Origin of the sequence: Pseudomonas sp. M47T1 (assembly GCF_000263855.1) — a bacterium.
Lineage (GTDB): Bacteria > Pseudomonadota > Gammaproteobacteria > Pseudomonadales > Pseudomonadaceae > Aquipseudomonas.
This window is the reverse complement of sequence record NZ_AJWX01000018.1, coordinates 17,839-30,259: the sequence shown is the minus strand read 5'-3', so window position 1 is coordinate 30,259 and position 12,421 is coordinate 17,839. Positions and strand designations below refer to the sequence as shown.

The following is a 12,421-nucleotide window of genomic DNA, read 5'->3' as shown; positions in this document are numbered from 1 at the left end:
CGGCACCGGCTTACACCTCGGGCACACAGGCTTTCGGTGATGGCCACTAGCCTGTTCTCCTGAAAATTCTAGCAGCGCGCCCACCCGCCACCTGGCCAACCCCGCATCCATTCAGGCAGCCGACAGGCCTCTCGTCGGCCTGCGCCGTGTTGAGCGCTGCGCGAGCACGGTGCTACCATGCGGCACCGCCCCAGCAGGCAAGGAATCATCGGGTTTATGACCACCATTCGCGAGCGCAACAAAGAACTGATCCTGCGCGCGGCCAGCGAAGAATTTGCCGACAAAGGTTTCGCCGCCACCAAGACCAGCGACATCGCGGCCAAGGCCGGGCTGCCCAAGCCCAACGTCTATTACTATTTCAAGTCCAAGGAAAACCTGTACCGCGAGGTACTGGAAAGCATCATCGAGCCGATTCTGGCGGCGTCCACGCCGTTCAACGCCGAGGGCAATCCCGATGAAGTGCTCAGTGGCTACATTCGCTCAAAAATCCGTATTTCCCGGGACTTGCCTGCAGCTTCCAAGGTATTTGCCAGCGAGATCATGCACGGCGCGCCACACCTGAGCCCCGACCAGGTGGAACAGCTGAACGCCCAGGCCAAGCACAACATCGACTGCATCCAGACCTGGATCGACCGCGGCCAGATCGCCCATGTCGACGCCCACCACCTGATGTTCAGCATCTGGGCCGCGACCCAGACCTACGCCGACTTCGACTGGCAGATTGCCGTGGTTACCGGCAAAGCGCGGCTGGACGAGGCCGACTATGAAGCGGCGGCGCAAACGATCATTCGCATGGTGCTGAAGGGCTGCGCCCCCGACGCCTGACAGTCATGACAACCCAATCCTGTTTTTTGTGGGCGCAGGCTCTGCCCGCGAAAGCAGCACTGCGGGTTGGCAGACACCACGCGGTGCCTGCCTTGCGGGCAGAGCCCGCTCCCACGGGTTTCAGGGGGTGGTGCCAGCATCGGCTGTCCAGCCTGACGCTTCGATGGCGCTGATCGCACACCGCTCATCCACATCCGACACATCCCCGCTGATGCCCACCGCCCCCAGCACCACCCCCTGCTGATCGCGAATCAACACCCCGCCCGGCGCCGGCACCACGCCACCCTGCCCCAAGCCATTCAACGCGGCGAAAAACGCCGGGCGCTGTTGGGCGTCCGTCGCCAACAACCGCGAGCCCTTGCCCAGGGCAATGGCGCCCCAGGCCTTGCCAATGGCCACGTGCGGTCGCAGCAGGCTGGCGCTGTCCTGGCGTTGCAGGCTGATCAGGTGGCCGCCGGCGTCCAGCACCGCCACGGTGAGCGGCGCGGCATTGATTTCACGCCCCGTGGCCAGGGCGTGTTCGACGAGACGATTGGCAGCGGCCAAGGTAATGGCAGTCATGGGCAGATCCTCTGGAATGAAAAATCGACACAACAAATAGAGCACAAATACAAAATTTATTGTATACAATATCGAAAATATTCCGGTCCAATGGCTCGTTGACACCACGCTTTGGCAAAAGTTAAAAGGGTTTGACCTGAAGCCTCTGCCGTGAATAAACTCGACAAATAGCCACTTGTATACAATTACAAAACACAAAGAGGCACAAAACCATGAGCAAAATGAGAGCAATCGATGCAGCCGTTCTGGTGATGCGCCGCGAAGGTGTGGACACTGCCTTCGGCATTCCCGGTGCCGCCATCAACCCGCTGTACTCGGCCCTCAAGAAAGTCGGTGGCATCGATCACGTGCTGGCTCGCCACGTGGAGGGCGCCTCGCACATGGCCGAGGGCTACACCCGCACCAAGGCCGGCAACATCGGCGTGTGCATCGGCACCTCGGGCCCGGCGGGCACCGACATGGTCACTGGCCTGTACAGTGCCTCGGCCGACTCCATCCCGATTCTGTGCATTACCGGCCAGGCCCCCCGCGCCCGCCTGCACAAGGAAGACTTCCAGGCCGTGGACATCACCAGCATCGTCAAGCCGGTGACCAAGTGGGCCACCACCGTGCTGGAACCGGGCCAGGTGCCTTACGCCTTCCAGAAAGCCTTCTATGAAATGCGCTCCGGCCGCCCCGGCCCGGTGCTGATCGACCTGCCGTTCGACGTGCAGATGGCCGAGATCGAATTCGACATCGACGCCTACGAGCCGCTGCCCGTGACTCGCCCGGCCGCCAGCCGCACCCAGGTCGAAAAGGCCCTGGCCATGCTCGACCAGGCCGAACGGCCGTTGCTGGTCAGCGGTGGCGGCGTCATCAATGCCGATGCCAGCGCCAAGCTGGTGGAATTCGCCGAACTGACCGGCATACCGGTCGTGCCTACCCTGATGGGCTGGGGCACCATCCCGGACGATCACCCGTTGATGGTGGGCATGGTTGGCCTGCAAACCTCGCACCGCTACGGCAACGCCACCCTGCTCAAGTCCGACGTGGTGCTGGGTATCGGCAACCGCTGGGCTAACCGCCATACCGGCTCCGTCGAGGTGTACACCGAGGGTCGTCGCTTCATTCACGTGGACATCGAACCCACCCAGATCGGCCGCGTGTTCACTCCCGACCTGGGCATCGTCTCGGACGCCGGCGCCGCCCTGGACCGTTTCCTGGAAGTGGCCCGCGAATGGAAAGCCGCCGGCAAGCTCAAGGACCGCAGCGCCTGGCTCGCCGACTGCCAGCAGCGCAAGGCCAGCCTGCAGCGCAAGACCCACTTCGATAACGTGCCGGTCAAGCCCCAGCGCGTGTACGAGGAAATGAACCAGGTGTTCGGCCAGGACACCTGCTACGTCAGCACCATCGGCCTGTCGCAGATCGCCGGTGCGCAGTTCCTGCACGTGTACAAGCCACGCCACTGGATCAACTGCGGCCAGGCCGGCCCGCTGGGCTGGACCATCCCTGCGGCACTGGGCGTGGTCAAGGCTGACCCTGCGCGCAAGGTGGTGGCCTTGTCCGGCGACTACGACTTCCAGTTCATGATCGAAGAACTGGCCGTGGGCGCGCAGTTCCACCTGCCGTACATTCACGTGGTGGTGAACAACTCGTACCTGGGTTTGATCCGCCAGGCCCAACGCGGCTTCGACATGGATTACTGTGTGCAACTGGCCTTCGAAAACCTCAACGCCCCCGAGCTCAACGGCTATGGCGTGGACCACGTGGCGGTAGCCGAAGGCCTGGGTTGCAAGGCCCTGCGCGTGTTCGAACCGGCACAGATCCAGCCGGCCCTGCGCAAGGCCCAGGCCATGCTTGAGGAATTCAAGGTACCGGTAGTGGTGGAAATCATTCTTGAACGAGTGACCAACATCTCCATGGGCACCGAGATCAACGCGGTCAACGAATTCGAAGACTTGGCCCTGGTCGGCAACGACGCCCCGACGGCGATCTCGCTGCTCGACTGATACCTGCTTGCCACGCCCGTGGGCGTGGCCCCCTATTTCCAGGAGGCTCACATGCCGCGTTTTGCTGCCAACCTGTCGATGCTGTTCACCGAACAGGACTTCCTCGCCCGCTTCAAGGCCGCCGCCGATGCCGGTTTCAGCGGGGTGGAATACCTGTTCCCGTATGACTTCAACTCTGCCGAGATCAAGGCGCAATTGCAGGCCCACGGCCTGACCCAGGTGCTGTTCAACCTGCCGGCCGGTGACTGGGCCAAGGGCGAGCGCGGCATTGCCTGCCACCCCGACCGCGTCGAGGAATTTCGCGCCGGCGTGGACCTGGCCATCGCCTATGCCCAGGTGCTGGGCAACACCCAGATCAACTGCCTGGCCGGCATCCGCCCCCAGGGCCTGGACTGCACCACGGTGAAAGACACCTTCGTCACCAACCTGCGCTACGCCGCCGAAAAGCTGCACGCGGCCGGTATTCGCCTGGTGATGGAGATGATCAACACCCTGGACATCCCCGGCTTCTACCTGACCACCACCGCCCAGGCCCTGGCCATCCAGGCCGAGGTGGGCAGCGCCAACCTGTTCCTGCAATACGACATCTACCACATGCAAATCATGGAAGGTGACCTGGCCCGCACCCTGCAGGCGCACCTGCCGCAGATCAACCACGTGCAACTGGCCGACAACCCCGGCCGCCACGAACCGGGCACCGGCGAGATCAACTACCGCTTCCTGTTCGAGCACCTGGACAAAATTGGCTACCAGGGGTGGGTGGGCTGTGAATACAAGCCGCTGACCACCACCGAAGCGGGCCTGGGCTGGCTCAAATCCCTTGTGGGAGCGGGCTCTGCCCGCGAAGGGCGCGCTGCGTAACCTGACAGACCGCGGTGCCTGCTTCGCGGGCAGAGCCCGCGCCCGCAAGGGCCCGGCAGGCATCCAACGATCATTCTTCTTTTCAAAAAAATACAATCAGGAAGGATCACCACCATGGCAAAAATCGGATTCATCGGCACCGGCATCATGGGCCATCCCATGGCGCAGAACCTGCAGAAAGCCGGTCACCAACTGTTCCTCTCTGCCCACCACGACGCCGCCCCCGCCGACCTGGTAGCCGCAGGCGCCGTGGCCCTGGCCAACCCGCGTGACGTGGCCCAGGAAGCGGAATTCATCATCATCATGGTGCCCGACACCCCTCAGGTCGAAGACGTACTGTTCCGCGCCCAAGGTATTGCCGAAGGCCTGAGCCCGAACAAGATCGTCATCGACATGAGCTCCATCTCGCCGTCGGCCACCAAGGGCTTTGCCGCCAAGGTGATCGAGCGCGGCGCGCAATACCTCGACGCGCCGGTGTCGGGCGGTGAGGTGGGCGCCAAGGCCGCCACCCTGAGCATCATGGTGGGCGGCGACCAGGACGCCTTCGACCGCGCGCTGCCGCTGTTCCAGAGCATGGGCAAGAACATCACCCTGGTGGGTGGCAACGGCGACGGCCAGACCGCCAAGGTGGCCAACCAGATCATTGTGGCCCTGAACATCCAGGCCGTAGCCGAAGCCCTGCTGTTCGCCGCCAAGAATGGCGCCGACCCAGCCAAGGTCCGTGAAGCGCTGATGGGCGGCTTTGCCTCCTCGAAGATCCTGGAAGTGCACGGCGAGCGCATGATCAAAGGCACCTTCGACCCGGGCTTCCGCATCAGCCTGCACCAGAAGGACCTCAACCTGGCCCTGCAAGGTGCTCGCGAGCTGGGCGTCAACCTGCCCAACACCGCCAACGCCCAACAGGTGTTCAGCACCTGCGCGGCCCTGGGCGGCAGCCACTGGGACCACTCGGCGCTGATCAAGGGCCTGGAACACATGGCCAACTTCAGCATCCGCGACAACTAAGGGCTGCTGGAACCTGTGGGAGCTGGCTTGCCAGCCCCCACAACTCACTCCACACACAATAAGAACCCCCGGGAGCCTGCCATGCCAGTCGATCCGCAATCCCTGCTGCGCGAGCTGTTTGCCACGGCCATCGCCGCGGCGCACCCAAGCCAGGTACTGGAACCCTTCCTGCCCGCCGACCGCACTGGCCGAGTCATCGTGATTGGCGCCGGCAAGGCTGCCGCCGCCATGGCCGAAGTGGTCGAGCACTGCTGGCAGGGCGAGGTCAGCGGCCTGGTGGTGACCCGCTACGGCCACGGCGCCCGTTGCCAGAAAATCGAAGTGGTGGAAGCCGCCCACCCGGTACCAGACGCCGCCGGCCTGGCGGTGGCCGGCCGCGTGCTGAAGCTGGTCGGCAACCTCAGTGAAAGCGACCGGGTGATCTTCCTGCTGTCCGGCGGCGGCTCGTCGCTGCTGGCCCTGCCGGCCGAGGGCATCAGCCTGGCCGACAAGCAGGCGGTGAACAAGGCACTGCTGAAATCCGGCGCCACCATCGGCGAGATGAACTGCGTGCGCAAGCACCTCTCCGCCATCAAGGGCGGGCGCCTGGCCAAGGCCTGCTGGCCGGCCACCGTGCACACCTACGCCATTTCCGATGTACCGGGCGACCTGGCCACGGTTATCGCCTCCGGCCCCACCGTGGCCGACCCCAGCACCTCGGCCCAGGCCCTGGCGATTCTGGCCCGCTACAGCATCGAGGTACCGGCCAATGTGCGCGACTGGCTACACAACCCGGCCTCGGAAACCGTCAAGGAAGGCGACCAGTGCCTGTCGCGCAGCCACTTCCAGCTGATCGCCACCCCCCAGCAATCGCTACAGGCCGCGGCGGTGAAAGCCCGCGCCGCCGGCTTCAGCCCACTGATTCTCGGCGACCTGGAGGGCGAGTCGCGGGAAGTGGCCAAGGTGCACGCCGGCATCGCCCGGCAAATCGTCATTCATGGCCAGCCGCTGGCCGCCCCCTGCGTGATTCTTTCCGGCGGCGAAACCACCGTGACCGTGCGCGGCAATGGCCGTGGCGGGCGCAACGCCGAGTTCCTGCTCAGCCTGACCGAAAACCTCAAGGGCCTGCCTGGCGTGTACGCGCTGGCCGGTGACACCGACGGCATCGATGGCTCCGAAGACAACGCCGGCGCCGTGATGACCCCGTGCAGCTACCGTCGCGCCGCGCAACTGGGCCTGAGCGCCACCGCCGAGCTGGACAACAACAACGGTTATGGCTACTTCCAGGCCCTGGACGCCCTGGTGGTCACCGAACCCACGCGCACTAACGTCAACGACTTTCGCGCCATCCTGATCCTGGAAGCCACCGCGCCATGACTGCCTATAAAAATACCAAGATCCTCGCTACCCTCGGCCCGGCTACCCGCAGCCAGGAAGACATTCGCCAACTGGCCCTGGCGGGCGTCAACCTGTTCCGCCTCAACTTCAGCCATGGCGAGCACGGCGACCACGCCCAGCGCCTGGAATGGATTCGCGACGTGGAGGCACAACTCAATACGCCCCTGGGCGTGCTGATGGACCTGCAAGGGCCGAAACTGCGCGTGGGCCGTTTCGCCGACGGCAAGGTGCTGTTGCATCGCGGCCAGGCCTTTCGACTGGACCTGGACAGCACCCCCGGCGATGAGCGCCGGGCCAACCTGCCGCACCCGGAGATCATCGCGGCGCTGGAGCCGGGCATGGACCTGCTGCTGGACGATGGCAAGCTGCGCCTGAAGGTAACCAACAAGCATGCCGACGCCATCGATACCCAGGTGATCGCCGGCGGCGAGCTGTCCGACCGCAAGGGTGTCAACGTACCCCAGGCAGTGCTGGAGCTCAGCCCGCTGACCGCCAAGGACCGCCGCGACCTGGCCTTCGGCCTGGAGCTGGGGGTGGACTGGGTGGCGCTGTCATTTGTGCAGCGCCCGAAAGACATTCATGAAGCCCGGCAACTGATTGCGGGCCGTGCGCAGCTGATGGCCAAGATCGAAAAGCCCTCGGCGCTGGTGCACCTGGAGGAAATCGCCCAGTTGAGCGACGCCATCATGGTTGCCCGCGGCGACCTGGGCGTGGAAGTGCCGGCCGAAACCGTGCCACACATCCAGAAGCGCATCATTGCCGTGTGCCGCGCCCTGGGCCGCCCGGTGGTGGTGGCCACGCAGATGCTCGAATCCATGCGCTTTGCCCCGGCGCCCACCCGCGCCGAAGTCACCGACGTGGCCAATGCCGTGGCCGAAGGGGCCGATGCGGTGATGCTGTCGGCCGAGACGGCCTCGGGGGATTACCCGCTGGAAGCCGTGCAGATGATGAGCAAGATCATTCGCCAGGTGGAAAACGGCCCTGATTATCAGGCGCAACTGGACGTCAGCCGGCCCCAGGCCGAAGCCACGGTGTCGGACGCCATCAGCTGCGCCATCCGCCGGATCAGCGGCATCCTGCCGGTGGCGGTGCTGGTCAACTACAGCGAGTCAGGCGCCTCGACCTTGCGTGCCGCCCGCGAACGGCCACGGGTGCCGATCCTCAACCTCACCCCCAACCTGGCCACCGCGCGCCAGCTGAGCGTGGCCTGGGGTGTGCGCTCGGTGGTCAACGACCGCCTGCGCCAGGTGGAGGAAGTGTGCTCCACGGCGCTGGAGATTGCCCAGGCGCAAGGGTTGGCGTGTCGAGGGGATACCTTGGTGATCACCGCGGGCGTGCCGTTCGGCAAGCCGGGCAGCACCAATTCGCTGCGTATCGAAACATTGGTCTGACACCATTTTCCAACACAACCCCTGACCTTGTGGGAGCGGGCTCTGCCCGCGAAGAAAACGCCGCGGTTAACCAGACATTTCGCGGTATGCCCTTCGCGGGCAGAGCCCGCTCCCACAAGAACCACACCCATGCACACACCTTCTTCGTTCTGCCCCGACTGGGCCACCGCCCTGCTCAACGGCTTCAGCCAAGTGGTGCTGCAACGCCACCCCCTGTGCGGCCTGTGCTGCCTGCTGGCCATCCTGGTCGGCGCCCCGCAGCTGCTTGGCGGCGCACTGCTGGGCGCCGCCAGCGGCCTGCTGACCGCGCAACGACGAGGCTACCTGCGCGCCCATCGCCAGGCCGGCCTGTATAGCTACAACGGCGTACTGATCGGCCTGCTGTTCAGCCACGGGCTGCCCCTGACATTGACGCTGCCACTGCTGATCATCGCCGCCAGCGGCCTGAGCAGCCTGCTGTTGGCGCGCTGGCTCAAACACTGCGCGCGGCCCACCTGCCTGCCCGCCTACACCACGCCCTTCGTGCTGGCCGGCTGGGCGCTGGCGGGCGTCATCAGTCCCCTGCCGGGCGCCATCCAGCCCTTCGGCATGGCCGATGTGCTGACCGGCCTGGGCCAGATCTTCGTGCTCGGCAGCCCCGTGGCGGGCGCGCTGGTCCTGCTGGGGCTGATTGTGGCAGACCGCCGAGCGGCACTGTGGGCCGTGCTGGGCTCGGCCGCCGGGTTGTTCTTCGCCGGGCTGCAGGGCGAACCGCCGCTGCCGGGCCTGTACGGCTTCAACCCGGCCCTGGCGGCACTGGCCTTCAGTGCCCGGCCGCTACGCGCCGGCATGGCCGTGGCCCTGGCCGTGCTGCTGCAACCGGGGTTCGCCAGCCTGCCGCTGCCCGGCCTGACCGCGCCATTCATTCTGGCGTGCTGGCTGGTGCGGGCCGGCTCCCGGGTGCTGCTGCCGGAGCCGGCCTTGCACAGCCGCCGGTAAACCCCCTAGGCTCTGTTCATTGTCAGGAACCGAGACCTTATGGACAGCCAACGCACCTTGCGCGAAAAGCTCTACACCATCATTTTCTTCAGTGACACGGTGGCCGGCCGACGCTTCGACACCACCTTGTTGCTGATCATCCTCGCCAGCCTGGTGCTGGTGATCGTCGACAGCATAGAAGGCGTGCACCGCGAGTACGCCACCCTGTTCGCCAACATCGAATGGGGCCTGACCACCATCTTCGCCGTAGAGTACATGCTGCGCCTGTACTGCTCGCCCAAACCGCTGCGCTACGCCTTCAGCTTCTATGGGCTGGTGGACCTGCTGGCCATTGTGCCGGGGATCCTGGCCATCTACTACAGCGACGCCCAGTACCTGATGATTGTGCGGGTGATCCGCATGCTGCGCATTTTCCGCGTGCTCAAGTTGCGCCCCTACTTGAGCCAGGCCAACTACCTGATGGCGGCACTGCGCGGCAGCCGGCAGAAGATCATCGTATTCCTGCTCACGGTCTCCACCCTGGTCACGGTGTTCGGCACCCTGATGTACGTGATCGAAGGCCCGGAGCATGGCTTCACCAGCATCCCCATGGGCATCTATTGGGCCATCGTCACCCTCACCACCGTGGGCTTTGGCGACATCGTGCCGAAGACGCCGGTGGGCCAGATCATCTCGGCGCTGGTGATGATCACCGGTTACTCGATCATCGCCGTGCCCACCGGTATCTTCACCGCCGAGCTGACCAACGCCATGCGCGGCGAACGGCAAACGCACAAGTGCCCGGTGTGCGCCAAGGACGACCATGACAGCCAGGCGGCCTTCTGTTCGCGCTGTGGCAATGCGCTGTTTCAAAAAATCGAATAAGCACCCCACTTTTAGATCTTTGGGGGGCCTATACCGCCCGGCTATAGTTGCTGGCCAATTGCATCCAACGACAACAACAGGGACATCACCATGCATAAACTCTTGAGCGCCTCGCTGCTCGCTGCCGGCCTGGGGCTGGCCAGCCTGGCCCAGGCCGCGCCGCCGCCCTTGCTGAACGTTTCCTACGACGTGATGCGTGACTTCTACAAGGACTACAACGCCGCGTTCCAGAAACACTGGCAGGCCGAGCACAACGAGAATGTCACGGTGCAAATGTCCTTTGGCGGCTCCAGCAAACAGGCGCGCTCGGTGATCGATGGCCTGCCAGCCGATGTCATCACCATGAACATGGCCACCGACATCAATGCGCTGGCCGACAACGGCAAGCTGGTGCCCGATGACTGGGTCACCCGCCTGCCCAACCACAGCGCGCCGTTCACCTCGGCCACCGTGTTCATTGTGCGCAAGGGCAACCCCAAGGGCCTGAAAGACTGGCCCGATCTGCTCAAGGACGGCGTGCAAGTGATCGTGCCCAACCCGAAAACCAGCGGCAACGGTCGCTACACCTACCTGTCGGCCTGGGGCTATGTGCTGAAAAACGGCGGTGACGAGAACAAGGCCAAGGAATTCGTCGGCAAGCTGTTCAAACAGGTGCCGGTGCTCGATACCGGCGGCCGTGGCGCCACCACCACGTTCATGACCAACCAGATCGGCGATGTGCTGGTGACCTTCGAAAACGAAGCGGAAATGATTGCCCGCGAGTTTGGCCGCGACAAGTTCGAGGTCATCTACCCGACCGTGTCCGCCGAAGCCGAGCCGCCGGTGGCGGTGGTCGACAAGGTGGTGGACAAGAAAGGCAGCCGCGCCCTGGCCGAGGACTACCTGAAATACCTGTGGTCGCCGGAAGGCCAGGAAATCGCCGCGCAGAATTACCTGCGCCCGCGTGACCCTGCCGTTCTCGCCAAGTACAAGGACCGCTTCCCCACCGTGGATTTCCTCTCGGTAGAGAAAACCTTCGGCGACTGGCGCACCGTGCAGAAAACCCACTTCGCCGATGGTGGGGTGTTTGATCAAATCTATACCCAGCAATAAGTGAATCGTGCGGATACGCGCACATCCGTAGGCGCTGGCGCCAGGCTGTGAGAAGGTCCGCAGGACCTTGCGCATTGCCTGGAGTACCACGGGCGTGCGTTGCACGCCTTCGCAGCCTGCGGCCTGGCGGTAGCGCCTACCGCTGAGGGCTGCTGCGGGTGGGGGATTTATTGCCCCGATGTGGTGCCGAAGGTCGTACCTTCGTCCCACATTGTTATAAAAAAGCGACACCCTCTGTAATCCAACGGCCAATTGTTTCGTCCTTTCTACATTGGCACAGCCATTGCTGTTCACGCACCACCCTCTCATGAAGAGAGCCGACCCGAGTACGACCATGCCCAGCTTCAAGCTCACGCTCAAAGCCCTGGCGTTGTCGATGGCCGCCAGCGGGATGCTGGCCGGCTGCGACAAGCCCGCGCCACCCGCCACCACCAGCTCTGCCCCCCTTGCCGTGGACATTGCTGTCGCCACTGCGGCGCTGGAACCGCGCACCACGGTACTTACCGGCCGCCTGGAAGCCTTCCGCACGGCCGAAGTTCGTGCGCGGGTGGCCGGCATCGTCGAGCAGCGCACCTACACCGAAGGCGCCGCGGTGAAGGCCGGTGACCTGCTGTTTCGCATTGACCCGGCGCCCTTCGCCGCCGACCTGGCCGCCGCCGAGGCCGAATTGGCCCAGGCCCAGGTAGCCGCTGAGTCGGCGGGGGACATCGCCCGCCGCTCGCAACAGTTGGTGGTGGACAACTCCATCAGCGTGCAGCAAAGCCGCCAGGACCTGTTCGCGGAAAAACGCGCCAAGGCCGCGGTGCTGTCCGCCGAAGCCAAGGTGCGCAGTGCGCGCCTGCAACTGGACTACGCCAGCGTCAAATCGCCGATCGCCGGCCGCGCCCGCCGCGCCTTGGTCAGCGAAGGCGCTATGGTCGGTCAGGATGAAGGCACGCCCCTGACCACCGTGGAGCAACTGGACCCCATCTACGTCAACTTCTCGCAGCCGGCCAGCGAGTTCCTGGCCCTGGGCGAGGCCCTGAAAGACAGCCCTGGCGCCGCAAGGGTCAGCCTGCGCCTGAGCGACGGTAGCCTGTACAAGCGCGTGGGCAAACTGCTGTTCACCGACACCGCCGTCGACCCGAAAACCGACACCGTGGCCCTGCGCGCGCTGTTCGACAACCCCGACCAGTTGTTGCTGCCCGGCCTGTACGTGCAGGTGGAATTCGAACGCGCCGGCGGCCGCCAGGATGTGCTGATACCCCAGCAGGCACTGACCCGCACCCGCGACGGCGCCTACGTCATGGTGCTCAAGGACGGCCATGCGCGACAGGTCAACGTGCAGGCCCAGACCCTGCAAGGCAAACAGTGGCGCGTGAGTGCCGGCCTGTCCGGTGGCGAACAGGTGATCCTCGACGGTGGCGCCCTGGGCGACGGCCAGGCCGTTGCCGCCAAACCTTCTGCTGCTACCGGTACAGTCGCCGATCGTTCATAAGG

General features: G+C 64.7%; 11 protein-coding genes. 10 read left to right on the top strand and 1 reads right to left on the bottom strand.

The features are described 5' to 3' along the window. Positions 1 to 216 precede the first annotated feature (216 nt). Entirely contained in the window at positions 217 to 825 is a 609-nt protein-coding gene (locus PMM47T1_RS18555; protein WP_008371684.1) for a TetR/AcrR family transcriptional regulator, read from the top strand. Positions 826 to 945: 120 nt separating this feature from the next. On the opposite strand, the gene PMM47T1_RS18550 is transcribed toward PMM47T1_RS18555, so the two are convergent. Further along, entirely contained in the window at positions 946 to 1,386 is a 441-nt protein-coding gene (locus PMM47T1_RS18550) for a GlcG/HbpS family heme-binding protein (RefSeq protein ID WP_008371682.1), read from the bottom strand. A 212-nt stretch (positions 1,387 to 1,598) separates the two neighbouring features. Between PMM47T1_RS18550 and gcl the strand changes: the two genes are divergently transcribed. From gcl to PMM47T1_RS18505, 9 genes are all read left to right on the top strand, one after another. Continuing rightward, the gene (gene gcl, locus PMM47T1_RS18545) at positions 1,599 to 3,374 is read left to right on the top strand and encodes a glyoxylate carboligase (protein WP_008371679.1); all 1,776 of its coding nucleotides are present in this window, start codon (positions 1,599 to 1,601) and stop codon (positions 3,372 to 3,374) included. A gap of 51 nt (positions 3,375 to 3,425) precedes the next feature. Continuing rightward, positions 3,426 to 4,235 (top strand): hydroxypyruvate isomerase, encoded by an 810-nt coding sequence (gene hyi, locus PMM47T1_RS18540; RefSeq protein WP_008371678.1) that lies wholly within the window; start codon positions 3,426 to 3,428, stop codon positions 4,233 to 4,235. Positions 4,236 to 4,349: 114 nt separating this feature from the next. Further along, entirely contained in the window at positions 4,350 to 5,240 is an 891-nt protein-coding gene (locus PMM47T1_RS18535) for a 2-hydroxy-3-oxopropionate reductase (protein WP_008371676.1), read from the top strand. Between the two features lie 81 nt (positions 5,241 to 5,321). Then, positions 5,322 to 6,596: a glycerate kinase type-2 family protein gene (locus PMM47T1_RS18530; protein ID WP_008371674.1), complete on the top strand. Its 1,275-nt coding sequence runs from the start codon at positions 5,322 to 5,324 to the stop codon at positions 6,594 to 6,596. Further along, a complete protein-coding gene (gene pyk, locus PMM47T1_RS18525; protein ID WP_008371673.1) occupies positions 6,593 to 8,008 on the top strand; it encodes a pyruvate kinase in 1,416 nt (471 codons plus the stop codon). The genes PMM47T1_RS18530 and pyk overlap by 4 nt, the downstream gene beginning before the upstream one ends. 129 nt (positions 8,009 to 8,137) lie before the next feature. Beyond that, positions 8,138 to 8,986: an urea transporter gene (locus PMM47T1_RS18520; protein WP_008371671.1), complete on the top strand. Its 849-nt coding sequence runs from the start codon at positions 8,138 to 8,140 to the stop codon at positions 8,984 to 8,986. Between the two features lie 39 nt (positions 8,987 to 9,025). Then, a complete protein-coding gene (locus PMM47T1_RS18515; RefSeq protein ID WP_008371669.1) occupies positions 9,026 to 9,850 on the top strand; it encodes an ion transporter in 825 nt (274 codons plus the stop codon). Positions 9,851 to 9,940: 90 nt separating this feature from the next. Beyond that, positions 9,941 to 10,942: a sulfate ABC transporter substrate-binding protein gene (locus tag PMM47T1_RS18510; protein WP_008371666.1), complete on the top strand. Its 1,002-nt coding sequence runs from the start codon at positions 9,941 to 9,943 to the stop codon at positions 10,940 to 10,942. 334 nt (positions 10,943 to 11,276) lie between these two features. Then, entirely contained in the window at positions 11,277 to 12,419 is a 1,143-nt protein-coding gene (locus PMM47T1_RS18505; RefSeq protein ID WP_008371663.1) for an efflux RND transporter periplasmic adaptor subunit, read from the top strand. Positions 12,420 to 12,421: the final 2 nt, after the last annotated feature.